The organism is Croceimicrobium hydrocarbonivorans (genome assembly GCF_014524565.1).
Classification (GTDB): Bacteria; Bacteroidota; Bacteroidia; order Flavobacteriales; family Schleiferiaceae; genus Croceimicrobium; species Croceimicrobium hydrocarbonivorans.
This window is the reverse complement of the sequence record NZ_CP060139.1, coordinates 2,576,617-2,601,863: the sequence shown is the minus strand read 5'-3', so window position 1 is coordinate 2,601,863 and position 25,247 is coordinate 2,576,617. Positions and strand designations below refer to the sequence as shown.

19 protein-coding genes are annotated in these 25,247 nt (G+C 43.0%); 11 read left to right on the top strand and 8 right to left on the bottom strand.

Features of this window, described 5'->3' with window-relative positions; all coding sequences use genetic code 11:
- Nucleotides 1–18 precede the first annotated feature (18 nt).
- Nucleotides 19–1,764, top strand: a complete 1,746-nt coding sequence (locus H4K34_RS11835) for a NupC/NupG family nucleoside CNT transporter (protein WP_210757604.1) — start codon at nucleotides 19–21, stop codon at nucleotides 1,762–1,764.
- 30 nt (nucleotides 1,765–1,794) lie between these two features.
- On the top strand, nucleotides 1,795–2,622 hold the full coding sequence (locus tag H4K34_RS11830) for a hypothetical protein (RefSeq protein ID WP_210757603.1): 828 nt from the start codon (nucleotides 1,795–1,797) through the stop codon (nucleotides 2,620–2,622).
- Here the strand turns inward: H4K34_RS11830 and H4K34_RS11825 are convergent.
- Complete coding sequence (locus H4K34_RS11825; RefSeq protein WP_210757602.1) at nucleotides 2,619–4,412, bottom strand: glycosyltransferase; 1,794 nt, start codon at nucleotides 4,410–4,412, stop codon at nucleotides 2,619–2,621. The genes H4K34_RS11830 and H4K34_RS11825 overlap by 4 nt on opposite strands.
- 146 nt (nucleotides 4,413–4,558) lie before the next feature.
- On the opposite strand from H4K34_RS11825, the gene thyA reads away from it, so the two are divergent.
- The 4 genes from thyA to H4K34_RS11805 all read left to right on the top strand — a co-directional run bounded on the left by thyA (nucleotide 4,559) and on the right by H4K34_RS11805 (nucleotide 8,680).
- Entirely contained in the window at nucleotides 4,559–5,464 is a 906-nt protein-coding gene (thyA, locus tag H4K34_RS11820; protein ID WP_210757601.1) for a thymidylate synthase, read from the top strand.
- Nucleotides 5,465–5,473: 9 nt separating this feature from the next.
- Nucleotides 5,474–6,763, top strand: coding sequence for an energy transducer TonB (locus H4K34_RS11815; protein WP_210757600.1), 1,290 nt, complete (start codon nucleotides 5,474–5,476; stop codon nucleotides 6,761–6,763).
- Between the two features lie 25 nt (nucleotides 6,764–6,788).
- Nucleotides 6,789–8,108 (top strand): energy transducer TonB, encoded by a 1,320-nt coding sequence (locus H4K34_RS11810; protein ID WP_210757599.1) that lies wholly within the window; start codon nucleotides 6,789–6,791, stop codon nucleotides 8,106–8,108.
- Nucleotides 8,109–8,188: 80 nt separating this feature from the next.
- Nucleotides 8,189–8,680, top strand: coding sequence for a dihydrofolate reductase (locus tag H4K34_RS11805; protein ID WP_210757598.1), 492 nt, complete (start codon nucleotides 8,189–8,191; stop codon nucleotides 8,678–8,680).
- On the opposite strand, the gene clpX is transcribed toward H4K34_RS11805, so the two are convergent.
- From clpX to tig, 3 genes are all read right to left on the bottom strand, one after another.
- Nucleotides 8,677–9,933, bottom strand: coding sequence for an ATP-dependent Clp protease ATP-binding subunit ClpX (gene clpX / locus H4K34_RS11800; RefSeq protein ID WP_210757597.1), 1,257 nt, complete (start codon nucleotides 9,931–9,933; stop codon nucleotides 8,677–8,679). The genes H4K34_RS11805 and clpX overlap by 4 nt on opposite strands.
- An 88-nt stretch (nucleotides 9,934–10,021) precedes the next feature.
- Nucleotides 10,022–10,696, bottom strand: coding sequence for an ATP-dependent Clp endopeptidase proteolytic subunit ClpP (gene clpP, locus H4K34_RS11795; RefSeq protein ID WP_210757596.1), 675 nt, complete (start codon nucleotides 10,694–10,696; stop codon nucleotides 10,022–10,024).
- Between the two features lie 84 nt (nucleotides 10,697–10,780).
- Nucleotides 10,781–12,121 carry a trigger factor gene (gene tig, locus H4K34_RS11790; RefSeq protein WP_210757595.1) on the bottom strand — a complete coding sequence of 447 codons (1,341 nt, stop codon included), beginning with the start codon at nucleotides 12,119–12,121 and terminating at the stop codon, nucleotides 10,781–10,783.
- 201 nt (nucleotides 12,122–12,322) lie between these two features.
- On the opposite strand from tig, the gene H4K34_RS11785 reads away from it, so the two are divergent.
- From H4K34_RS11785 to H4K34_RS11770, 4 genes are all read left to right on the top strand, one after another.
- On the top strand, nucleotides 12,323–13,480 hold the full coding sequence (locus H4K34_RS11785; protein ID WP_210757594.1) for a hypothetical protein: 1,158 nt from the start codon (nucleotides 12,323–12,325) through the stop codon (nucleotides 13,478–13,480).
- A gap of 82 nt (nucleotides 13,481–13,562) precedes the next feature.
- A complete protein-coding gene (locus H4K34_RS11780; protein WP_210757593.1) occupies nucleotides 13,563–13,994 on the top strand; it encodes an HYC_CC_PP family protein in 432 nt (143 codons plus the stop codon).
- 52 nt (nucleotides 13,995–14,046) lie between these two features.
- Nucleotides 14,047–14,394, top strand: coding sequence for a heavy-metal-associated domain-containing protein (locus tag H4K34_RS11775; RefSeq protein WP_210757592.1), 348 nt, complete (start codon nucleotides 14,047–14,049; stop codon nucleotides 14,392–14,394).
- 5 nt (nucleotides 14,395–14,399) lie between these two features.
- Nucleotides 14,400–16,628, top strand: coding sequence for a TonB-dependent receptor (locus tag H4K34_RS11770; protein WP_210757591.1), 2,229 nt, complete (start codon nucleotides 14,400–14,402; stop codon nucleotides 16,626–16,628).
- A 34-nt stretch (nucleotides 16,629–16,662) separates the two neighbouring features.
- On the opposite strand, the gene H4K34_RS11765 is transcribed toward H4K34_RS11770, so the two are convergent.
- The 4 genes from H4K34_RS11765 to H4K34_RS11750 form a co-directional block, all read right to left on the bottom strand.
- Nucleotides 16,663–17,700 carry a nucleoid-associated protein gene (locus tag H4K34_RS11765; protein WP_210757590.1) on the bottom strand — a complete coding sequence of 346 codons (1,038 nt, stop codon included), beginning with the start codon at nucleotides 17,698–17,700 and terminating at the stop codon, nucleotides 16,663–16,665.
- A gap of 94 nt (nucleotides 17,701–17,794) precedes the next feature.
- Nucleotides 17,795–18,100: a rhodanese-like domain-containing protein gene (locus H4K34_RS11760; RefSeq protein WP_210757589.1), complete on the bottom strand. Its 306-nt coding sequence runs from the start codon at nucleotides 18,098–18,100 to the stop codon at nucleotides 17,795–17,797.
- A gap of 68 nt (nucleotides 18,101–18,168) precedes the next feature.
- Nucleotides 18,169–18,693, bottom strand: a complete 525-nt coding sequence (locus H4K34_RS11755) for a cysteine dioxygenase (protein ID WP_210757588.1) — start codon at nucleotides 18,691–18,693, stop codon at nucleotides 18,169–18,171.
- Nucleotides 18,694–18,756: 63 nt separating this feature from the next.
- Nucleotides 18,757–19,419, bottom strand: coding sequence for a Crp/Fnr family transcriptional regulator (locus H4K34_RS11750; RefSeq protein ID WP_210757587.1), 663 nt, complete (start codon nucleotides 19,417–19,419; stop codon nucleotides 18,757–18,759).
- Between the two features lie 297 nt (nucleotides 19,420–19,716).
- On the opposite strand from H4K34_RS11750, the gene H4K34_RS11745 reads away from it, so the two are divergent.
- Nucleotides 19,717–25,155, top strand: coding sequence for a fibronectin type III domain-containing protein (locus H4K34_RS11745; RefSeq protein ID WP_210757586.1), 5,439 nt, complete (start codon nucleotides 19,717–19,719; stop codon nucleotides 25,153–25,155).
- Nucleotides 25,156–25,247: the final 92 nt, after the last annotated feature.

Here is a 25,247-nt window from a genome sequence, read left to right as displayed (position 1 = left end):
CTATTTTCACCAGCCGAGATGAAGCAAAAATCAACACTATTTGGGATCCTGTTCGCTCTCGTGCTGTTCTGGGGCCATACCACCAAGGCACAAAGTGCAATTGGAAACTGGGCATTTCATGAAATCCTTTCTGCAGAAGGGGAAAGTCTCTTCCCAATTGCCGCTCAAGATTCTTTCTTCATTTTCCCAAATGATAGTTTCGCTTATCAATTGCAAGCCAAATCTTTGCAAGCTTATGGCAGCTATGTTCTTCGCAATGACAGCTTACATTTCCACTATTCAGCCCCAAACGATGGTCTGCGCTCTTACGCCATTCATATCCTGAATGACAGTCTCTTAGATATTGAAGAAAAAGGTGTGCATTATCGTTTTAGCCGCAGAGATAGCGATAGCAGCACTGCCCTAATAGCGATGCAAGAAAGCGGTCCACAAGGCCTGCCTTTGAATTACGATTTTAGTCAGAGTGAATTTAAACTAGCTTCCCTCGCCCGCGGTCTATTAGGCCTAACAGTATTACTAGCCCTTACCTTTTTAATGTCTTCCAAGCGCCGATCCATTAACTGGCGCCAGGTTTTTAGTGGCTTGTTGATTCAGATCATATTCGCCTTTGCCATTTTAAAAGTTCCATTTATCCGCGGGGCCTTTGATTGGATCAGCGAGAAATTTGTGATCCTCCTGAGCTTTACCAATGTGGGCGCCAAATTCCTCTTTGGAGAGCTTATCAACGACTCCTCTTCCTTGGGCTATATTTTTGCTTTTAAAGTATTGCCCACGGTAATCTTTTTCTCGGCCTTAACCTCTCTTCTATTCTATTATGGAGTGATGCAGAAAATCGTTTATGCTTTTGCCTGGGTAATGAAGCACACCCTGCGCCTTAGTGGTGCGGAAAGTCTTTCGGCGGCAGGGAATATCTTCTTAGGTCAAACCGAATCCCCTTTATTGGTGAAACCCTATATCAATAAAATGACCCGCAGCGAATTGCTTTGTGTGATGAGTGGCGGTATGGCAACCATTGCCGGTGGGGTTTTAGCCGCCTATATTGGCTTTTTAGGAGGTGGTGATATTATGCAACAAACCTTCTTTGCCAAGCATTTAATTGCGGCATCGGTAATGAGTGCACCGGCTGCAGTGGTAGCAGCAAAAATTCTCCTCCCTGAAACCAAGGAGGTGAATAATGAGATGCATATTGAGTCGACCAAAATTGGCGGCAATGCACTGGAAGCGATCACCAATGGAACTACCGAGGGCTTAAAACTAGCCGTAAATGTTGGAGCAATGCTCCTGGTTTTCATTGCACTGGTGGCGATGTTAAATGCTATCCTCACCAATTTTATTGGCGATGTTACCGGATTAAACGCCTGGGTATCGGATCTTACTGATGGTCAGTATGACGGATTCTCAATGGAGTTCATTCTGGGTTATACGCTGGCCCCTATTACCTGGTTAATGGGTGTTGCAAAGGAGGACATTTTCTTAGTAGGGCAATTGCTGGGAGAGAAAACCATTCTTAATGAATTTGTGGCCTATGTTTCTCTTGGCGATCTAATGCAAGGCGGGGCCTTCAAATCCCAGAAATCGATTATTATCGCAACCTACATTCTTTGTGGTTTCTCCAACTTTGCCAGTATTGGTATTCAGATTGGAGGTATCGGCTCCTTAGCACCATCGCGTCGTGGAGACCTTTCCAAACTCGGCTTTAAGGCCTTGATCGCAGGTACTATGGCCAGCCTCTTTACCGCGGTGATTGTAGGGATGATTATCTGATTTAATTACCTTTTGGCAAAGCAAATTCCCTTGTCTAAATCTGTCTATCTAGTCCTTGCCCTTTTCGGCTTTACGGCCTGCCAGAATTCAGGGGCCGACACTGAGCTGCCTAGCAGTCAAACATCCGCCGAAAGGCAAGAACCAAGCCCTGAAAAAATAAGCAGTCCGCCCCCACGCGATACCCTTTGGCATTGGGAAGTACCTAGTTCTTATGCGGATAATCTAATTTACCTCAGCGACAGCGCAAATAGCTGGAAACTCATCCCTATCAATAAGTCAGACTTTGAACGCTATGAAAAGCTTTATAAAAGTCAGAACTTATTTAAGGCGGAAGCAGCCCTTTATGAGGAGTACAACAATTTCTGGATTCCCACTCAAAAGCACTTTGTGCACTACGACAGCCGGGTTCAAAATCCAAATTGGCACTCCAAGGATTGGTATTACTACTATTTTGGCTATGCTCAGAACTTAAAACTTCACTTTGCAGCCAGAAGCAGGATTGTTGCGCAAAGCCTGATCCTTGATAGCATCAGCGGAAAGCAATTTGTGTTAAATGGCAATTACGATGGGGCCTGGACTCAGTTAATCCCAGCCCCGGGAAAGGATCAATTTATGCTATTAGGTGAAGACACTTATAGCGGCCAGGGCTTTAGTTTAGTGCAGGCACAAATGATCAGAGCTGGTGATAGCCTGCAGTTTCGCAAAGCAGGGCAATTTCAAACTAATCAATTCTATCCCTTGGAATTGGTATGGATCAATCGCAGAGACTGGGCCCTAAAATGCTTGGAATATCAAGCGGATATGTATCCTGATAAAAGCGATCCTGATACGCTCTATTTTAAATCTATCCGAAACTAGGCTAGGGCCTTCTGATAAGCCTTTTCATATTCGGGCAAGAGTTGTTTCCAATCAAATCGCTCAGAAAAATCTTCAGCTCGATTTCTTTGGATAATGCGATAGCGCCGACTTAATTTCACGAAGTCGAGCAGGTAATTGGCCAAATCTTCGATCGACTGAGACTCCGTACGACCTTCCCTCCGCAATACATGCACCCCATGATCTACCCCACCGGTATCTTGAGCACTTACATAGTTTCCAAAACCGGAAAGGTCGGAGGTTACGGTGGCCACTCCTCTTGCTATGCATTCTAAAGGAGTATAACCCCAGGGCTCATAATAAGAGGGGAAAATTCCGAGATGACAACCGCGCACAAAATTGCCGTAATCGATACCAAACAAGGGATTAGTGCTATTGATAAACTCTGGATGGTATACCACCTTTACTTTATCCTTAGGACTATTGAATAGCTTTTTAGCCCGCATCTCATTTAGGATATCATCATTTTGATCATCCTTTAAATTATGAGTGGTGATATAGGGCCATTCATCACTTTTCCAGGATTGGATGGTACGACGGTAGCGTAGTTTCCAATAATCATCGACCATGGCCGATGTATCCGGTAAACGATGATCATCGTCAGAACCTACGGCCGATTCATAAAGCCGCTTTCCAATTTGCTTTTGAATTTCACCTACGCATTTCTGGATTTCGCGCAGCACCCCATTGGATTGTAAGACCTTAGGGTTGATAGACCAGGTTTCTTTATTGGTCACAAAAAACATCACCACCGTTACGTCCAGCTTCTCTTGCTTCATACGCTCATTTAACAAAGCCAAAGCTCGCAGGGTAACATCATAACCCTTATTACTAAACTCATAGCGCCCAGAGGTAAAAAAGTAGAGGGTCCGATCCAAATCAAAATGATAACTGGGAAAGAAATGGCCAATGGTGAAATCATGCAATACATCTTTAAACTCCTGATGCTTTACCTGGACCTCATGCATGGCTACATAGCGCTTAATATTCAAGCCGTTGGGAGTAATAAGCTCCGGCTCTTTCCCTAAAAGGTATTTACATTCTTTAGCGGTAATTTCACTAACGGTACTAAAGCAATTACTGTACTTAGCGCTCAATCTTTCTATTTGCACCATAGGCAAAATCCCAAAATGCCGGGCTTCTTTCTCCCAATCATAACTGGGTAAACGCTTGTAAAAAGAGGCATAGTTTGAGGCGAGATAGCGACCCAATAAAGTTGCATGGGTAGTAAATACTGTGCGTATATCCGGATGATTTTTATTCAAATCCAAAATCGGCAAAGAAGCCATCCATTCATGGAAATGGGCAATCATTTTAGCGCCATTACCCAATTCTTTATTCAAGGCTTCCAGAAAACGATAGTTTAAGCGCGACCATACGATCATTTCATTGAGGAGATCGTTTTTCGGATCCTTCTCTATCCCATAAAGCTTTTGGTAATGCTCCTGATATTGCGCTAATTTCTCTGCTCCCAAATCAGGCTTTATTAGTACTACTTTGGGGCGACCGGTAACTAACCAACGGGCGTATCTGACCTCGAGGCCCTCCTTTTGCAAAAGCTTTACCGCCCGAGCTATTGCATCATCCGCATCGTGAATATCTTCCAATTCAGCATCAATACCTTTCGCCACCAATGGCCCTAAAAGGGTATAATCATCCCCGTATTGTTCGATCATCGCGGGGACCTTAGACCGTAAAACGGTGTAGATTCCGCCAATCTGATTACATACTTCCCAGGAACATTCTATCAGGGGGACATTAAGCTTAGGCATAGTGTAGATTTTACAGCATTAAAGTTGCCCATTTTTAGGGACAATGCCTGAGCCAGACAAAAGAAATTAACAAGCTTCTTTTTTCATCCACAGGCTTTGAGGTCTATCGACAGAGAGCCCTTATTTTTACTTCAAATTATCAGGCCATGCAGCAGTATCACGATTTGATGCGTCATATTTTGGATCAAGGAACGCTTAAAGAAAACCGCACCGGGATTAATACTATTTCCGTTTTTGGTTATCAGATGCGTTTCAATCTTCAAGAGGGCTTTCCTCTGGTAACTACCAAAAAGGTGCACCTCAAATCGATTATTCATGAACTGCTCTGGTTTATCGCAGGCGACACCAATATTCGCTATTTGGTAGAAAATGGAGTGAATATCTGGAATGAATGGCCCTTCCAAAATTACCTGAATGAAAAAGGCTTAAGCAATAAACTGCCTAAGTACAGTGATGCCTGGAAAGCGGAATTGCAAAATTTCAAAGAGCAAATTATTACCGATGAGAGCTTCGCTAAAGAATGGGGGGAGCTAGGTCCGGTTTACGGACGCCAATGGCGAAACTTTGAGGGAATTGACCAAATGGCACAATTGATTGAAGATATTAAGCGCAATCCTAATAGTCGCCGACATATCATTTCTGCCTGGAATCCTAAGGATATTCCGGTTATGGCCAAATCAGGTTTACCGCCCTGCCACACCCTATTCCAGTTTTATGTAGCTGATAATAAATTAAGTTGCCAGCTTTACCAACGTTCAGCCGATGTATTTTTGGGAGTACCCTTTAACATTGCCTCTTACGCTTTACTTACTATGATGGTAGCTCAGGTTTGTGATCTAGAATTAGGAGATTTCGTGCACACCTTTGGCGATGCCCATTTGTATGAAAACCATCTGGATCAGACCAAGGAGCAATTAAGTCGCAACTTCCGAGCCCTTCCGCAAATGAAGATTAATCCCGAAGTAAAGGATTTCTTCTCCTTTAAGTTTGAAGATTTTGAATTAGTGAATTACGATCCGCATCCTGCCATTCGTGCACAGGTGGCGGTTTAAACCCAAAGCATGAAAAAGACCCTTTTAATCTGCCTGCTAAGTATCGCATTCCAAAGTTGGAGCCAAGCACAAGTGTTTCCCATCAGGGGCTGTGCTGATGAAGCCTGTAGTGAACAACGTTATCAAGCTCTGATGAATAGCGTTGCTCATGGCATTTATCAAGGAACTGGTTTTGAATACAACGACAGCATCAGCCTTAGCTTAAAGGTTGATGAAAACAGACAGCTTGAATTAACAAAATCTTTTGCCTGGATTAACGAAGCAGCTCCTATCCGCTATTTTAGTGCCTTGAAAAGCTTGGCCGATAGTGCCGCTCTCATTCCTGGACAAGAATTTCAATTGCACTGGAAACAAGAATTCAATTCCAAAGACCTTACAGTTCCCGAAATTGATATCAACAGCGCATTTCCAACCGCTAATGCCTGCAGTCAATTCAATCGAAAGGCCCAATTGGGCTGTGCAAAATATGTAATCTCTTATCAATTGGATGAAGCCACTAAGATTACTATTCCAGAAGATGAATTAAAAGCAGAACTGCATTACAGCAGAGGAAGACTACGGCGCGTGTTTATCAGTAGAGCTCCCATTTCACAAAAAAATGTTTTAACTGCCTTTCAAGGTTTCCCAGTATATGATACGGTAAACTTTAACAAGCACAGTTTGCCTGGTGCAGGCGAATACCACATCAAGTACTCTCGTCCCTTTCAAATAGATCCCCAAAAGCTTAAAGCCCATATCCAAGATAGCTATGGCTTTTACATTCAAAACCAATTATGGTCGCAATTGCGATTGGCTATTGACCCTAATCATCAAATTCCTGAAATCGACACACTGTCTTTTAATAAGAAGTACACAATTGCTTTACTGGAATACCTTGAAGCTGAATTACAAAATGGAAGTATCCCTTCTCAGATGTGGGCTGTGAAGAAAAAAAAGGAGCTTAATGATTCTTCTGAGGAAAAAAAAGATATTCCAATATACTCTGGATGTGACCCAGATTTGGAGCGTGACAAACAAATAGTTTGCTTTCAAAGAGGCATTATGGGATTCATCACGCAAAACTTTGAATTCCCTGAAATTTGCAAACAAAACGGCCAGGGAGGAAGAATTTATGTGGAATTCCGAATTGAAGAGGATGGTTCGATTTCTACCATCGAAGTAAATAAGAAATCCTTTCCCTTATTAGATATAGAAGGTATAAGGGTAATATCCATCTTACCCAATTTTAGTTCTCCGATACCAGGCGGTAAAATCACACCATTTGATTTTATACTGCCAATAAATGCAAAATTGCAATAAAAGCTTAAAGGGCTAAATTTGAGTAATGAAGCTTCAGTTCCTCCCCCTTCTATTCCTCGTCTTTCTTTCGCCAGCTCAGGTAATTCCATTCAAAGGATGTTCGGAACCGGAATGCAGTCAAGAGCGCTATTTTGCCATCATGGCTGAAGTAGAAGCCCAGATCTATGCTCAATACGGATTTGAATACAATGACAGTCTTAGCTTTGATTTCAAACTTGATGATGGAGGAGAATTAAGTCTTCTGAAATCCTATGCCTGGATTAATGAAGACGCAATCAGCGTTTATGCCAAGGCTCTAAAAGAGCAGATTAATACGGCAGAAATGGAAGCCGGACAGGACTTTAGCTTAAATTATCGGCAGGACTTTAGTCCCGAGGAACTTTCTGCACCGGAACTCAGCCTTTCCAGTCCCCATCCCGAAGCTCGGGAATGCCGCAAGTTTAATGAAGCTGCTCAATTGGCCTGTGCGAAGTACTTTATCTCCTACGAGCTGGATCAAGCGCTGGACTTCGACACTTTTAAAGACGACCTCTCCGCTGATTTGTTTTACCAATATGGAAAATTAAGTCGCGTGAATATTAGTCGAGCTCCATTAGTAAACAAGAGGCTAATCGACGCATTGCAGCAATTCCCCCTTTTTGATGATCAAAACTTCAAAAAGAAGAGTCTCGAAAAATCAGGTGAATTTATCTACCATTATAAGCACATTGGCCTCACAGACAGCGCCCAAGCTCCAAGCTATTTTGATCAGCGCTATGGTGAATATATCCGCAGTGAAAATTGGTCACAATTAAGAAGGGCAATTGATCCTACTCGTGCTACCCCGCTTATAGACACCTTATTGCAATTGCACTTTTACAATGAATTCTTGCTCCGCTATTTGGAAGAACAATTAAGCGCAGGGAATATTCCCCAAAGAATGTGGACCACCGAACGCTATCCACAGGCCGATAATTCTTCTTCCGATGAAAAGGCGACAAGTTTAAGCAAGGAACAGTCTGCGGAATTGGAAAAGGTCCCCGTTTTTAAAGATTGTAATCCAGAATGGAGCAATGAGGTATTAAAAACCTGCTTCGAATACCAGATGGTGAAATACATCTCAGAATCTTACAACTATCCTCGTAAAGCTATTTTCCTAGGTTTAGAAGGTAAGGTCTATGTGTACTTTGTGGTTGAAAAAACTGGTGAACTAAGTGGAATTGAAGTTCGAACCAAAACTTATCCTTTATTGGACCTGGAAGCCATTCGGGTAATCTCAGAAACACCTAAGCTTAGGCCCGCCACGCAAAAAGGCAAGGCGGTTCGCATGAGTTTTACCCAGCCGATAAACCTCAAGTTGAATTAGAATCTATAATTCTAATATCCTCTATCTTCGCCGCATCGCGAATTCGCCTCAGCAAATTTTAACACAGAAAGTCCAGGATTATGAATCTAACTCTTATTGCCGCCATGGCTCAAAATCGAGTAATTGGCAAAGACAATGATTTGATTTGGCATTTCCCGGAAGATCTTAAGCGTTTTAAAAAGCTGACCAGCGGCCATGCCATCATTATGGGCCGTAAAACCTATGAGAGCCTGGGGCGCCCTTTACCCAATCGCAAGAATATTGTGATCACCAGACAAGCCGACTATAAAGCAGAAGGCTGCCTAATGGCTTCCAACATGGAGTCGGCAATAGAACTGGCGAAGGAGGACAATCAACCTTTTATTGTTGGTGGTGCTGAGATCTATAAACAAGCTTTGCCTTTCGCAAAGACCATTGAGCTTACCTTAATTAAGGCCGATTACGAAGGCGACACTTATTTCCCTGAATTTGATCCGGAAGTTTGGAAATTGGCTCGGGGTGAAAAAAAAGAGGCGGACGATAAACACGCCCACCCCTTTGAATTTCAGACTTATAAAAAAATCAAGCTCTAGCTAACGGCCTTAAGGGCATTCATCGACATTTTATCGATGCGTTTCTTGGCATAGGCTTGATCTACTACCAATTGATGGTTCTGCTCTACCTCACCGGGCAATTCGAACATGGCATCGGTAAGGATGGTCTCGATAATTGAGCGTAAACCTCGTGCTCCTAATTTGAACTCCATGGCCTTATCTACTACATAGTCGATGGCCTCTTCTTTAAAATCAAGGCTAATATCGTCCATGCGCAGTAATTCTTCGTACTGCTTGATAATGGCATTCTTTGGCTCGGTTAAAATCAGTTTTAAGGCATCTGCATCCAGAGGATTTAAATGCGTTAACACTGGAATACGACCAATTAACTCAGGGATTAAGCCAAAGCTCTTCAGGTCTTGAGGTGCTACATACTGCAGCATATTATTCTTATCCAAAGCTTCACGATCCTTAGAAGAATGGAAACCTACGGATTGCGTATTTAAACGATTGGCAATATTGCGTTGAATGCCATCAAAGGCACCACCGGCAATGAATAAAATATTGCGAGTATCTACTTCAATAAATTTCTGATCGGGATGCTTACGACCACCTTGTGGGGGAACATTCACCTTGGTGCCTTCCAATAATTTCAAAAGGGCTTGCTGTACCCCCTCACCACTCACATCACGAGTAATGGAAGGGTTATCACTCTTACGGGCAATTTTGTCGATCTCATCAATAAAGATGATCCCGCGCTCTGCCGCCTTCTGATCGTAATTGGAAGCTTGCAATAAGCGAGTTAAAATACTTTCCACATCCTCACCTACATAGCCGGCCTCGGTTAATACCGTGGCATCCACAATGGTAAAAGGAACGTTTAGCATTTTAGCGATGGTGCGCGCCAGAAGGGTTTTACCAGTACCAGTTTCACCAACCATCATGATATTGGATTTATCAATTTCGATGGCATCTTCCTTCAGCTCGCTTTTATCAGCGCTTAAGCGTTTATAGTGATTATATACTGCCACAGAAAGGATACGCTTGGCTTCATCCTGACCAATTACATATTGATCGAGGAATTTCTTAATCTCTCTGGGCTTAACGATTCGCATGGAACGACTAAGTTCCTTGCGCTCTTTCATGTCCATTTCCTCTACCACAATGCCATAGGCCTGGCGAATACAATGGTCACAGATATGTCCATTAATACCGGCGATCAGAACATTGGTGTCCTTTTTTTCACGCCCACAAAATGAACAACTTAAACTTTCTTTATTACTGGAACTCATAGCCTTATTCTGCTGCAAAAATACGGAATCCGTTTCAGAGCATACTGAAACGGATTCCAAATGATTGACTCTTACTAGAGAAACGTTCTTAAGCGGGCTTGCGTTTGGTATCTAAAACCTCATCGATCATACCGTAATCTTTCGCTTCTTGAGAATTCATCCAGTAATCACGATCCGAGTCTTTTTCTACCTTCTCGAAATCTTTACCACTGTGGTTAGAGATAATCTGATAAAGCTCTTTCTTCATCTTCAGCACCTCTTTTACTGCGATTTCCATATCGGAAGCTTGACCTTGGGCACCGCTCATTGGCTGGTGAATCATCACGCGACTATGCTTTAAGGCGGAACGCTTACCATCGGCTCCAGCACATAATAATACCGCTCCCATTGAAGCTGCCATACCGGTACAAATAGTAGCCACATCAGGCTTTACTAATTGCATGGTATCGTAAATTCCTAAACCGGCATATACCGATCCACCAGGGCTGTTCAAGTAAATTTGAATGTCTTTGGTAGAGTCTGCTGATTCTAAGAAGAGCAACTGAGCTTGTACGATATTGGCTACCTGGTCATTGATACCGGTACCCAAAAAGATGATACGGTCCATCATCAGACGTGAGAACACATCCATCTGGGCCACATTCATCTGACGTTCTTCAATAATGTAGGGAGTTAAGGAAGATTGAAGGTAATTCCCCACGTGCATGGAGTTTAAACCTTGATCCTTAACCGCGTATTGCATAAATTCTTTTCCGAAATCCATTAGTTACGTTTTAAGGGAGATAATATTAACAAAAAAAGGCTCGACAATGATCGAGCCTTTTTTTGTTTTATGACAGTATTGCAGTTAATTCCCGTAGAAGGATTTAACGAACTCTCCATAAGTCACCTCTTGCTCATCAAGCTTGAAGGTATCTTTAAAGAACTGCAATAATTTTTGCTGGAACAATTGATCATTAATACGCTGAGCTTCCTCGCGGTTACCCAATACATTATGAGCAATCTTATCTAAGTCCATTCCTTCTGGGAACTGACCGTATTGTGCCATTTGCTGAAGAACCATTTGCTTGGTGTATTCCACCATTTCCTCATGCTCCACTTTAATATCGTTCTCACGAATCACGCGGTTCTCGATAATCTGCCAACGCATATCATCTTTCATCTGAGGGAATTTTTCTTCGATCTCCTCTTCTGACATTGGCTCTTCAGTGGCCGTTTTCATCCACTTCTTTAAGAACAAATCAGGTAATTCGAACTGATATTTATCTAAAAGCTTATCGCGAACATCCTGATAGAACTTGCGATCTGAATCACCCACGAATACACGCTCAGCATCAGCTTTAATGCGCGCACGGAACTCTTCTTCGCTACTTACAGTGCCTTCACCAAATACCTTATCAAAAAGCTCTTGGTTCAATTCGGCCGGATCTAATTTGCTCAATTCAGTGATCTCAAGCTCGAAGCGGTAGCTGGAATTCTCCAAAACCTCATCTTCCACTTTCAATACACCTGCTAAACGGAAATCATCTTTAAAATCCTTTTTAGCGAGCACTACTTTATCGCCTACCTTCTTACCTAAAACAGATTTAGCTGCTTTATCAGTAAGGGCCTCAAGGGCGATGGTGCTTTCGGCTTCAATTCCACCTTCTACTGCAAGATCCTTTTTGTCAACCTCAACAAATTTGGCTTTAAGGATGGCATTTTCTTCTACAGTTTCAGGATAAGACATAGTGCCAAAACGACGGGCATAATCAGTCACATAGCGATCGATCATCTCATCATCGGCAATTACCTTATTAAAAGGAATCTTGGTACGAGCATTCAGCTTTAATTCAAATTCTGGCGCCAAGCCTAATTCGTAATCAAACTGGAATTCCTTCTGCCCATCCCAATCGATATCGCTCTGCTCCACTGGCATTGGATTTCCAAGGATATCCAATTTCTCTTCCTGAATATGGTCATAAACCGCATGCTGAAGAATATGGTTGATCTCTTCAATCAAAACCGACTTTCCAAACTGCTTTTTGATCAAACCGGCAGGCACATGCCCCGGACGGAAGCCAGGAATGCTTGCTTTTTTACGGTAATCCTTTAAAGTCTTATCTACCTTTTCACGGTAATCTGATTCCTCGATAGCCACTGTCAGTACGGCATTCAAGTCATCTTTCTTTTGGACATTAACCTTCATAAATTCCTTCTATTCAGTATGTTCTTAAAAAGGGAGCGCAAAAGTAGACATTATTCCTTAGCTGAGAAATCAAGAAGTGAAGGTTTCGAATTATTAACAAGCTGATTTAGCATTTTTGAAATGAAAAAAAATCGCAAATCATTAATTGTTCTATTTTTACGGGAAATTGGATAAAGTCTTTATTTATAATTAACTCGCTTTATGAAAAAAATTACTAGCCTTTTCACCTTAGCGTTTCTGGCAGGATTGAGTTTAAATGCTCAAAACAAGTTTTCTGCCAATATTGAATTCGGCTTAGGTATTCCATTTGTAGAGCTCAATCAAAATACCTACCCTGGCTACAAACCCAATTTGGGGATTAATGCTGGTATCGGTTACCAATTCGATAAAGCTTCTCGCTTACGCGGTGATATAATGGCTGGGCAATTTAATGGCAACAATGCAACGGCCTATTTCCAAGCCAACTCTTATGAGGGTAGCCTTTCTTATGAATACAACCTCCTACATATTTTCGGCCCGGTTAGCAATAACTTTAAATTGAACGCCCGTATCGGTATTGGAGCCGGAATGATGAACTCCTACCTATATGATATTACTACTCGTCGTCGCTTAGCCGAAGTACCTAACTCTGCTGTATCTGGCGATGCGTTCTCGGTTCAAACCTTTATTCTAGGTGGCGCCAATGCTGGTATTCCCATTAACAAGAAAATGGATATTAATATTGGGTATGCCCATCGTTTGTTATTCTTCCAACCTTGGGTAGATGCCTACGATCCCAATTCATTCGATACTTATGGTTATGTAACTGCTGGTGTAACATTCTACTTAAAATCCGATAAGGATGAATCCAAAATTGAAGTAGACCCTAAAAAATTCCAAGCTCTTCAAATGAAAGCCGATAGCAGTGATGCATTTGCAGCCCAAGCCAATCGTAACAATGAAAAGGTGGCACGTTTAGAAATGAGCAATCAGGAAAAGGACATGCAATTGGAAATGATGCGCTCAGAATTAGATAGTTTAAAAGCCAATCCGGTTGTGGTTTCTAAAGAAGTGAAACCCGGCAAAGGTGAGCGTATGGTAGTTCGCGAAAGTGGCTCGGATCAAGGAGCCGGCGCTGCTAATGCCGATTTAGGTCCCGTAAGATATAGAGTAGTAGTAGTATCATCACCCACCCAAGCCGGTGCCCAGCGTTTTATCGATCGCTGTAAACTGGATAAGAGTGAAATGATGATTGCCTATATCGAAAAACTGGATACCTACCGAGTAATTTACAAATCAAGTGAAAGCCTTGACTCGGCTAAAAAAGCTGCTCAAGAAGCCCGTCAATATTATTCAGATGCTTGGATTGCTAAGTTCTAAGTAACTGAATCTGACTAAGAAATAGAAAGCCCGCTGGTCGGGCTTTTTTTGTGGTCTCGATTTTTGATGATAATTTTGTAAAATGAATTTCCGCAAAATATTTGCTCTTCTTTTAATTCCAGCGCTCTTATGGGCAGGCATGGGCTTTTCACTCAGCCGCCATTTTTGCATGGATTTATTGGTAGATGAGTATCTCTATTTTGCCAAAGATTCTTGCGACATGGCCTTTATGGAGGCCGAAGAATGCGAATCTCCGGAAAATGAGAATTCATGGGGCGAAAAAGATTGCTGCCGCAATGAATGGATTCAAATCTGCCCGGTTGACACGCTTAACCAAGAGCAGAAAGCCAGCCAGCTTATTCTTATCTCTCCCTTGCAATTTAAGAATCAGGAAAGCCTGGTTTTAGTTTGGAACTCTACCGAAAACGAACCAGACTCTGAGATTTTTTCAGATCCACCGGATCTCTATCAGGCCCGGAAATTCAGAGCTCAAATCCAACGCTATCAGATTTAGGATTTACTAATAAGCCGTTCATTTTTAAATTATTAGTAAAAAATCCAAAATCATGAAAAACAGCATTTTAATATTAATTCTCTTAGTAAGCGGATTCAGCTTACAAGCACAATCCACCACCGATACCACCATTGTTGTAAACGGAGTTTGTGGCATGTGTAAAAACACCATCGAAAAAGCCGCCAAGATTGAAGGTGTAAGCTTTGCCGAATGGAATGTGGAATCATTAGAATTGAAACTAAAATTCGATCCCGCATTAACAGATCTCGAAAAGATCAATAATTCGGTTGTAGCATCAGGTTACGACACTGAATTTAAAACGGCTAGCGATTCCAGCTACTACAGTCTATCGCCTTGTTGCTATTATCGGGACCCTAACAATTCCCATAAAAAGCAATAGCAGCCATGAGACATTTTTATTTTGTATTAGCACTCCTTCTTGGAAGTGCTAATTTACTCGTGGCCCAAATCGATGGTTACGTATATCTCTACGAAGACAATGTACAAGTACCTGCACCCAATGCTGCGGTTTATTGGGAAGGTACTTCAACCGGAACTACTACTGATGACAAAGGATATTTCAGCCTGGAAAAAGTGCCGGGTCATAATACCTTAATCGCGAGTTTCACTGGATATCAAAATCTTTCCAAAGTAATTATCTCCCGGAAGGGAAGCACCAACTTTGTATTGATTCCTGAGTCTACCGAATTGGAAGATGTAACGGTTACCGGTGAAGCCCTAGCTACTCAGGTGAATGCCAAAGCGGCTGGCTTGCATTTTGAGATCAACAATAAAGAGCTGCGCAAGGCGGCCTGCTGTAATCTTTCGGAAAGCTTTGAAACCAATGCCAGCATTGACGTTTCCTTTAATGATGGAATTACCGGTACCAAGCAAATCGAAATGCTAGGACTGGCGGGGAAATATGCTTTGATTCAAAGGGAGAATGTTCCTTTCGCCCGTGGCCTTAATGCTCAAAATGGCCTATCCTATGTACCTGGTCCCTTTATCGAAAGTATCCAGGTTACCAAAGGCCTGAGTTCTGTTCTTAATGGATATGAAAGTATCACTGGGCAGATCAATGTAGAGTATTACAAACCGGAAAATGCCCCCCGCCTTTTGATCAATGTCTTTGGCAATACCGGTGGTCGTAATGAAATCAATGCCCTTATTCGCGATAGCTGGAGTGATGCCGCCAAAGCTCACAACAGTACCATGCTACACTTTAGCAGTGTGCCCTATGCGCAGGATCGTAATGGTGATCAATTTGCAGACCTTACCATGGGTCGCCAATTTAACGCTATGCATCGCGTCCATTATAAACTTAATCCCAACTGGGAAGGACAATTTGGTTTGGTACTGGTAGATGATTTAAGAGAAGGTGGCCAGATGAGTGCTTTGGAAAATGTGGATCCTTTTGGCTGGAGCTTTAGCAGTCGGGACAAACGTTATGGCTTCTTTGGTAAAAATGGCTATATCTTTCCTGATAAAGAAATCCGAAGCATTGGCATTATCTACAATGGCAGCTACCAGGAACGAAACAGTACATACGGGAACCGTGGCACCAAATTGCATCAGGGTAATTTCTACTTGAACACCATTTTGCAGGATTATATCGGAAACTTAGAACATCAGTTTAAAACCGGTATCTCCTTAAACGTAGATCAAGTAAGTGAGCAGTTATACCTGATCGGGCGAGACAGTAGTTTGTACCAGCATCAAAGAAATGAAATTGTGCCGGGTGCTTATTTCGAATACAGCTATGAGCCTGCCGATGATTTTAGTTTGGTAGCCGGAATTCGCAGCGATTACAATAGCTATTTTGATAAACTCTATTTCAGTCCTCGATTACAAGCGCGTTATCAGCTTTCTCCAAACACCACCTTTCGCTTAAGCGGAGGACGTGGACAACGCAGCCCCAATCGATTGGCTGAAAGCAGCTCTGCCTTGGCTTCTTCCAGAGACCTTCAATTTGTGGATACTTACCGTTTCCCGGAAATCGCCTGGAACGCAGGTTTTAGCTGGAGCCAAAATATCATTCTTGGCGAAAATGTCCTGCGCTGGAATACGGACCTCTTCTACACCTGGTTTGAAAGCAAATTGGTGATGGATCTGGACTATGACCCTCTAAAAGCCTATATCCTAAATCGAAGTGGCTCTCAATCTTGGTCCTTACTCAGTCAAATGGATTATAGTTTGGGTAAAAACTTCGATATCCGTTTAGCCTATAAGTATTTGAATAGTCAAGATAAGTTCCTGGAAGGCTTGGATTTAAGCTATCAGATCCCAGTGCACCGAGCCTTTTTAAACCTAGCTTATGCCACAGAAAAGGAATGGAAGTTTGATGCCACCCTGAATTGGTTTGGCAAAAAACGTCAGCCTAATACCAGCTTAAGTCCCGCTGAATTTCAACAGCTAGACTGGTCGCCTGACTATTTCACGGTCAATCTTCAGGTGAACAAAGTTTGGCGCCGATTTGAATTCTTCGCCGGAGTGGATAACCTATTTAACTACAAACAGGAAAACCCTATTGTAAATCCATCACAGGCCTTTTCAAATTACTTTGATAGTAATTTTGTGTGGGGTCCGATTTTCGGGAGAAACATTTACGCAGGCCTCTATTATCGCCTGCCTTAAAACAGAAAAGCCCTGCAAATGCAGGGCTTTTTTTTTAATCTTCTTCTTCGTAATACAGTTTGTAAAACTGCCTACCGTCTTCATCCACTCCCTTTTCAATTTTAGAGCGATCACCATGAACATAGATATGGAAGTTCTTATCCAATTTGATCACACTTTTAAAGACGCGACCTTTCTTTTTCACCGCCTCTTCTGAAACCGCGAAATTTTCATCCAATTCCAAATTTTGCAGATCACGGCTGCGCACGTATTCGCGAAAGCGATCGGCCACTGCCTCATCTTCAAACACCTGTTTGCTATAGGTTTCCGGATTATACTCTTCTTCCAATTCGAAATAATCTTTGGAGCGTCCGATATACTCCATGCTTTCGGTCTTCTCCAATGGAGTTTCATCACCCAAATCCTGATCGATAAAGCTTTTGGTCACTTTAATGATCTCCGAAGTTTTGGTAAATTCTGTGGAGCGCATTTGTATCCGCAGGAACTGCTCAAACCAAAATTTAGCTTCTTCTCCTTTATTGATATTATCAACGGCCATTACCTGATATCCTTCAGATTCCTCCTGGGCAAAGATGAGTGCTGCTTTATCCACTTTAGAAGGATTGATACCCTGATAGCTATAAAGTTCGATGTTCTGAGCTTCCTCCTCGGTAAATAAAAAAGGCTGCTTCTTTTCGGATTTAAACAGGGCTAAAGCTGGTCCTTCAACCTGAGCATGCCTTAAATGACTAAAATAGATCACCAGCAATTCACCAGAGCGCACCTGTGGATGATCAGATACTTCATATAAAAGCTGGGCCACCTTTTGAGAGGCCGACAAAAAACTCTGAGGATTATTGAAGAGAGACTTAGCTACCTGAAACACGGAGTTAAACTCCAAACCACTGGGATGGTGAAAGCGATAAAAATCCAGATCGCGAAAGGCACTTTGAAGATAGTGCCAGATAATATTGATGGTTGGTTGATCCAAGCCACTTTGGGAGGCACTTAAAATCAATTCCTCCTCCTTGCTTTTGTTCCCTACCAAATGCACCGCGAGATGCTCCAAATTGCTTAAAGTCTTTTCGAACATGCTATAAAATCTGCTCCAAAAATATTGAATACTTAGACCTTAAACAGCAAGGCCCCCTAAATAGGAGGCCTTAAAAAATATTGATCAATGAAAACTAGCTCCAATGTCTTTGCAGGCTCATCCAGCCTCCGCCGTTCATACATTCGATTCCTTGACTTTTCATCATAGCAGTAGCCTGTCCGCTACGCATTCCTGATGCACAGCAGAAAACTACTGGTTTTCCCATTTTTTTGATTTCAGCAACTTTGGAAGACAATCCTGGTAAAGGCATATTCTTCGCATTCTTGATATGGCCACCGCGAAATTCTTCCTTGCTGCGAACGTCAATCACCACCGCTCCACGGCTTTTAAAATCTTGAATTTTATCACCCTTCTTCGTGAGAAATGAAAATAATCCCATATTGTGTTTTTATTAGGCTGGCAAAGCAAGCACTAATTGTAAATATAAAGAGTGACTGCCATCACGACTTAAGCCGGCTGATCATAATTAAAGTGAACGGAGGCCTGACGGTCCTCAATTTTGTGGGAAGCTTCATTATACACTTCCCAATGTCGAATCTTATCGGCATAGAAATGCAAGATTACCGTGCGTCCTTGAGAGGTATTCTTAAAACGATGAAATCCTAAATCATCATTTAAAAAACCTTGGGATCCACCAGGGTAATCGTAACTAAAGCGCAGTTTAGGTTCGCCCTTTTCAAGGTTAAAGTGTTCGATCTCTATCGCACCTTGTAAAACCTTAAACCAACCCAGCGAATTATGAAAGTCGTGAATTTGACCAATTTGTCCTGGCTCCCAACAGGTGAGAACCGCTTCAACTACATTCGTATCATAGAGGCGCACCCTTTGATAGGAATGGGGATCGAAATGCAGGAAAGGCTGCAGGGCTTCTTTGTCTAAATCAACCGCTTTCAGCAGCTCGCTATAACCCCCGTAACCCGGGCCCAATGTCAGATTATAGCGAAGTCTTTCAACCGATTTTATAGTTTCCATTTTACTTCAATATTAAAGATCAATGTAAACTATAGCCCTGATTTAAAGTATGATATTTATCACCTAAAAGTCAAGAAGCTCAACTTTATTCCGCATTAATCGCACCTTACCGATTTTCTCCAACTGCTTGAGCAAACGGGAAATAACTTCTCGTGAAGAATGCAGCTCTTCGGCTAATCGCTTGTGAGTTACCTCAACAGCGGTACTACCTAAAGCAATACTTTTATCACGCAAAAGTCCGATCAAACGTTCATCTAACTTCTGAAATGCAATGGCATCAATGGTAGCCAATAAGTTTTCGTAGCGCTCATTGTAAGATTCGAGCGTAAACTGACGCCATTCTTCAAATTCGAGCATCCATTGTGGCAGGGCTTTTCGAGGAAGGCCAATAAATTCGGTACCGGCTTCTGCGATGGCTCTAACTTCACTGGGTTTATCGACCATACAGCAGTTCAAAGTCATGGCACAGGTTTGACCTGGATAGAGGTAATACAGGAAAATTTCGCCTCCTTCGGTATCAGCACGACTAATTTTAATCGCCCCTTTTATCACCAAAGGAATCCATTTTGGAAAATCGCCTAATTCCACTACTACGCTTTCTTCATCATTGTGAAAAACGCGTGCCTCCTTGGCGATTCTATCCAACAATTGGTCATTGTGGAAGACCGGGAAGTTTTGCTTTAAGACCTCCTTTATGCTTTGTTGGGTTTCCTGATTATCTGCCATGTTACTATTTGCTCTTGATTGCCATTTTTTGAAAGGCCTGCTAATTTACGAAGGAGGTGATGAATTTCAGCTATCGCTAGTTAACAAAGCCCAATATTCAAGAATAGCAAATACTCCCCTCAGGCTCCATAATTCCAGCAAATCAACACATGAATTCCCTAAAAAACACCAATTGTCGAGATAGGCAAATCAGCTACTAATTCAAACCTCACTTTTAATCAATTTCAAGACCGGAATTAGCAGATTATCAGGAAACAACGCTATTTTAGTAACGAAGAACCCAAGATGTAGATTCTAATGAAAGGAAAATTACTCCCCGTCCTCCTTACCCTGATACTCGGCTTCCTGACTTTGAATCTTCAAGGACAGTGCAATACCCCCACTAATGTGAGGCTGGTTGCCTATGGTCCAGATTTCATAACTATCGACTGGGATAACACCACAGCCGGTTCCTTCCAATACAGATATGTAACTCAAGGAGGGAGTTTAGTTACCGCTACGATTAACACCACTAGCAACAAACCACTCACCATTAGTGGACTCAGTGCAAGCACTTTTTACGTAGTTCAAGTAAGGGAGTTATGCTCACCCGGTCCAAATCCTTGGCCCGCTTTTTTGGCCGCCGGTACCAGTTGTGCGGTGGTCAACCCTCCTTTCAGCTCCAATTTTAATGGTGCCGCCTGGACAGTGGGTGCCATCAACACCGCCGGGAGTATCAATGCTTGCTGGCAAAGAAATGCGACAACCGGTTATATCTGGAAACCCGGCCCACCGGCCTTTGTGAGTAATTTCACCGGTGCCAGCAGTGATAAATCTGGGAACGGAAAATACGTTCAGATTGATCAAATCAGCTTCCCAATCAATCCTACCGATTCGGCAGATTTTGTTTCCCCACTTTTCGATTTAGGTACTTTAACCAATCCACAAATGAGCTTTTGGTACCACATGTTTGGTGCCGATATTGAAAAGCTTAAAGTGTATATCAGTACAGATTTTGGTCTTAACTACAGCCTGCTACAAACGATTAGCGGTCAACAACAAAGCTCCAATACCGATGCCTGGAAGGAAAGCATTTTAAACCTTAGTGCTTATGCAAATGATACGGTTCGGATTCTATTCCGCTCTGTGGAGCAAACAGTAGGTTTTCAAAATGCGATTTGCATCGATGATGTGAGTATTGAAGAAGCCCCCAGCTGCCCTAAGCCTTCCAACCTTCAACTGGTGTTTGCTGGTTTCAATTCAGCTCGATTATCCTGGACCAGCGGAGGCGCCAGCGACTGGGAATTATCCTATGGAACGCCAGGCTTTTCTCCCAATAGCGGAACCATCATTCCCCAAAATTCCAATCCCGGTGAATTAACCGGATTAAGCCCAAACACCAACTATCAGGTATATGTGCGAGATAGCTGTGGACCCGGAGATGTATCGGACTGGTTTGGCCCAATCGCTTTCCGCACAGCCTGCAACCCAGTTGCCACTCCCTACTCTGAAAATTTTGACGCCAATGGATTTGTCACCAGCCCTACCTTTAACGGTTTAGGCAACATAAACAGCTGCTGGCAAAGAACCCCCACTACTATTTACGCCTGGAAAACCGGACCACCCCAATTTAGCCCTACAAACACTGGCCCCACTGGTGACCATACCACAGGAAGTGCTCAATTTATGTACACCGAAGTAATCGCAGGTGGCAGCTCTGACTCTACAATTCTTCAAAGTCCCTTAATTGACCTTAATGGCTTAAGTGTACCCGAATTAAAATTCTATGTACACATGTTCGGGGCTAATATCAGTCAGCTTAAAGTGTATATCTCCAATGGAGGAGCCTATCAGCTTCTAAACACCCAAAGTGGGCAACAACAAAACAGTAAAAACCAAAGCTGGAAAGAGGTTATAGCGCCTTTGAGTGCCTACCTAAACGATACTATTCAGTTGCGTTTTGTTGGTTTCCGCTCTGCTAATGGCTTCGCTGCCGACATTAGTATTGATGATATAACCATTGATGAGGCACCCAGTTGCCCTCGTCCCCAAAACCTGGCTGCCATTAGTATTGGAACCACCACAGCAAACCTAGGATGGACCACCGGCGGAGCTACTAACTGGAATGTTTCTTACGGGGCTCCTGGCACTGCCGCTAATGCAGGAACTATTGTAAATGCCAGCTCAAATCCATTTAATTTATCCGGACTTAGCGCTAATACCTCCTACGACATTTATGTTCGAGACAGTTGCGGTCCTGGAGATGTTTCCATTTGGACCGGTCCTCTGCGCATTCAAACTGAATGTAATGCCGTTGCCGCACCCTATTTTGAGAACTTCGATGGTACTGATTTTGTACCCGGTGCCTTTAATGCTCCCGGCACGCTAAATAGTTGCTGGAGTAGGGACACCGCGGTTAATTACCAATGGTCGGTAGAAGACGGCCCTCCCGGAACTTTCAATTCTGGGCCTAATGCCGATCATACTACCGGATCCGGGCAATACATTTTTTCACAAGCAATATTTACTGTTGGTATCGGCCAGGTAACATCCACAGCGGTGGAGTCACCACTAGTGGACCTAAGCCCATTAACAATCCCAGAATTGCGCTTTTGGTATCACATGTACGGTCAAGGTGTAGATTCTTTGGGAGTGGAAGTAAATAATGGCAGTGGCTACCAGCATGTTTGGAGCATCAGCGGACAGCAACAAACGGCCAGCAGCGACCCTTGGGCTGAAGCTATTATTCCTTTAGCCAACTTTGCGAATGACACCATTTCTGTGCGCATAATTGCTTATCGGAACTCCCCTTTTAGTAACCAGGCACCAATTGGCGTAGATGATTTCCGCATTGATGAGCAACCGAGCTGCCCACAACCAAGCAATTTAAGTATCACTGCTGTGGGATCTACCAGTATTACCTTAAACTGGACCACAGGTGGCGCTAGCGATTGGCAAATAGAATATGGTGCCCCAGGATTTTCAGCCGGTAGCGGCACACTGGTAAATGCCAGTAGCAATCCATTTGTATTGAACGGATTGACTCCAAACACCCCCTATCAATTTATCGTAAGAGACAGTTGTGGTTTAGGGAATGTGAGTTTCTGGTCAAGTTTTGTTCAAGGTCGTACTGCTTGCACCGTGAGCATTGCTCCTTATTTCGAAGATTTTGATAATGGACTTTGGAATGACCCTTCAGTCTTTAATGATCCAGGGAATATTGATCCATGCTGGTCTCGCTCCGACACTACCACTTATTATTGGCGCGGCAACCAAGGTGCAGGTGATGGCTTCAACACCGGACCAGATGCAGACCATACTTCAGGGAATGGTTTTTACGCCTATACCATTCGAGAAGGAATCTTCAATAGCTATTTCAGCACCGACCTATTCACTCCCTTGGTTAGTTTAGACACTCTCAGTAGTCCAGAATTACGTTTTTGGTATCATATGTTTGGTCAGGATATTGACAAACTAGTGATAGCTGTTAATGCCGGTTCAGGATGGTCTAATGTAAACACCATTAGTGGCCAGCAACAAACAAGTGCCTCCGCCGCTTGGTTGGAAAAGGTTGTTAGCTTAAGCTCCTATATTGGCGATACTATTCAAATTCGTTTTAGAGCTTTCCGCTCAACTGGAACCGCCTTTAGGGCCAGTATGGCTATTGATGACATCAGAATAGACAATACCCCTACCTGTCCAAATCCTACCAATATTCAGCAAACGGCTAATAGCCAAACAACGCTCACACTTGACTGGACTAGCGGTGGCGCAACAAATTGGCAAATCCAATACCGTCCGGCAGGATCAACCGGGGCCTTTAACCTGGTATCCGTTACCAGCAAGCCTTTTGTATTAAATGGGCTTAATCCCAATACCAACTACGAGATTTTTGTTCGCGATAGTTGTGGAGCCAACGATGTTAGTTGGTGGGAAGGTCCATTTATCGGAAACACTGCCTGTGGAATATCTTCTTTACCCTTTAATGAGAATTTCGATAATATCCCTTGGCAAGAAGGCCTTGGATTCTTTAATACCAACGATCAAATTAGCCCCTGCTGGACTCGCAACCGACAAACCAGCAATGACAAGTGGGGTGTTGGTGCAGGAACCACCCCAAGCTTTGCTACCGGACCACAGGAAGATGCTTTGGGTTCTGGTAATTACATTTATTTCGAAAGTGACTTTAGCACCACCGCTAATCCTGCTTTAATGACCAGTCCGGAAATTGCCCTGGTAAACACTTCTACCCCTAAGCTTTATTATAGCTATCACATGTTTGGCAATAATATCAACTCGCTTAAGGTGCAGATTAATACCCGCAATAATGGCAATAACATAACCCTAAGAACCTGGACCGGCCAACAACAATTTAGCAATGGCGCGGCCTGGAAAGAAGACTCTCTCGACTTAAGCGCCTATGTTGGCGATACCATTGAAATAGTGTTCCGAGCCGTTTCTAGTGGTGGCCAGGGTGATATTGCGGTAGATGATGTATCTGTTCGCTCCAGTGGCCCCTCCTGCGGTATACCTTATAATTTACAGGTGCAAAACCAGGGTTACACCAGCCTGAGCTTTAGCTGGCAAAACAGCAATACCGGAAACTCGGTTACTACCTTGCGTTGGTATGATGCCGCATTGGGAATTGGCAGCGCTACCGTGGTGCCGAATGTAAGCAGCCCTTACTCCATTAATAATCTCAACTCAAGTAGTCAATATGTTATTGAGCTATTTGACAGCTGTACCACCACCATTAGCGCCAGCTTAATCGACACGCTTTCCACATTGGTTTGCGATAGCGTGACTGCTAATTTCACCTATACCAGTCGATTCTTACGCCGCAATTTCACATCTGGAGCCAGCAATGCTGATAGCCTAAAATGGTATTTCGGTAATGGTGATAGCAGTGCCCTTACTAATCCTGTCTACTTCTATTCTACTCCAGGCACATATTCTGTTACGCTCATAGCATCCAATAACTGTGGAAACAGCGATACCATAGTGCAAATATTAGAGGTTTGCGACACTTTAAGAGCCAACTTCAATTGGACTCAAAGCACCGATAGCACACACTTCACGGCCAACCCAGGTAATAATGCGAGTGGCTATTCTTGGGATCTAGGCAATGGCACTTTTGCTAGCGGCAGCACTGCCTCCGCTTTTTATTCAGATACCTTAGACAAATTCGTTACCCTAACAAGCTGGAATAATTGTGGGGATACTGTTCGCAATACCCGGAGAGTAGAAGCTTGTGATCCTCCGAGGGCAGACTGGACCTATACCGTTCTCAGTCCGATTAACTCAGGATTACGAATTCAATTTGATGGCACAATATCTACCGGAGCAACATCTTATAGTTGGGACTTTGGTGATGGCACAACCGGAACCGGACCCATGCCAATCCATATTTACAGTACACCAGGACTGTTCTATAAGGTAACCCTAACCATTAATGGTGTCTGTGGAAGCTCCACTCGAAGCTTTAAGCTCAATCAGCTGGGGCTGGATGCAGCGGAAATACCAGATCCGAATGTATATCCCAACCCTGTAGAACGCTATTTGAGAATTGAATGGCCAGAGGAAGCCAAAAGCCCTGATCTCTTAGTTATATATAATAGTACCGGTCAAGTAATTCGGAATATCGCAACTGAAGAAATAAATAAAGCGATTGACCTAAGCGACTTGGTACCTGGATATTATCACTTGGTCATTAAAGGATCATTTGGTGAACTACATTATCCTTTGATAAAAGACTAAACTAAAGCCGGCACAACGCCGGCTTTTTTTAGGTCTAATGCCACGCTTCTCACATTAAAGAAGTCTTTAAAAATGTAAATTGCTGCCAAACT

Coding starts and splice junctions, on each gene's coding strand:
- H4K34_RS11785 (WP_210757594.1), top strand. CDS start 12,323: ATGAAAAAAATTACTAGCCTTTTCACCTTAGCGTTTCTGGCAGGATTG.
- H4K34_RS11825 (WP_210757602.1), bottom strand. CDS start 4,412: ATGCCTAAGCTTAATGTCCCCCTGATAGAATGTTCCTGGGAAGTATGT.
- H4K34_RS11815 (WP_210757600.1), top strand. CDS start 5,474: ATGAAAAAGACCCTTTTAATCTGCCTGCTAAGTATCGCATTCCAAAGT.
- clpX (WP_210757597.1), bottom strand. CDS start 9,933: ATGAGTTCCAGTAATAAAGAAAGTTTAAGTTGTTCATTTTGTGGGCGT.
- H4K34_RS11770 (WP_210757591.1), top strand. CDS start 14,400: ATGAGACATTTTTATTTTGTATTAGCACTCCTTCTTGGAAGTGCTAAT.
- H4K34_RS11760 (WP_210757589.1), bottom strand. CDS start 18,100: ATGGGATTATTTTCATTTCTCACGAAGAAGGGTGATAAAATTCAAGAT.
- H4K34_RS11835 (WP_210757604.1), top strand. CDS start 19: ATGAAGCAAAAATCAACACTATTTGGGATCCTGTTCGCTCTCGTGCTG.
- H4K34_RS11750 (WP_210757587.1), bottom strand. CDS start 19,419: ATGGCAGATAATCAGGAAACCCAACAAAGCATAAAGGAGGTCTTAAAG.
- thyA (WP_210757601.1), top strand. CDS start 4,559: ATGCAGCAGTATCACGATTTGATGCGTCATATTTTGGATCAAGGAACG.
- H4K34_RS11810 (WP_210757599.1), top strand. CDS start 6,789: ATGAAGCTTCAGTTCCTCCCCCTTCTATTCCTCGTCTTTCTTTCGCCA.
- H4K34_RS11805 (WP_210757598.1), top strand. CDS start 8,189: ATGAATCTAACTCTTATTGCCGCCATGGCTCAAAATCGAGTAATTGGC.
- H4K34_RS11765 (WP_210757590.1), bottom strand. CDS start 17,700: ATGTTCGAAAAGACTTTAAGCAATTTGGAGCATCTCGCGGTGCATTTG.
- H4K34_RS11755 (WP_210757588.1), bottom strand. CDS start 18,693: ATGGAAACTATAAAATCGGTTGAAAGACTTCGCTATAATCTGACATTG.
- clpP (WP_210757596.1), bottom strand. CDS start 10,696: ATGGATTTCGGAAAAGAATTTATGCAATACGCGGTTAAGGATCAAGGT.
- H4K34_RS11780 (WP_210757593.1), top strand. CDS start 13,563: ATGAATTTCCGCAAAATATTTGCTCTTCTTTTAATTCCAGCGCTCTTA.
- H4K34_RS11775 (WP_210757592.1), top strand. CDS start 14,047: ATGAAAAACAGCATTTTAATATTAATTCTCTTAGTAAGCGGATTCAGC.
- tig (WP_210757595.1), bottom strand. CDS start 12,121: ATGAAGGTTAATGTCCAAAAGAAAGATGACTTGAATGCCGTACTGACA.
- H4K34_RS11745 (WP_210757586.1), top strand. CDS start 19,717: ATGAAAGGAAAATTACTCCCCGTCCTCCTTACCCTGATACTCGGCTTC.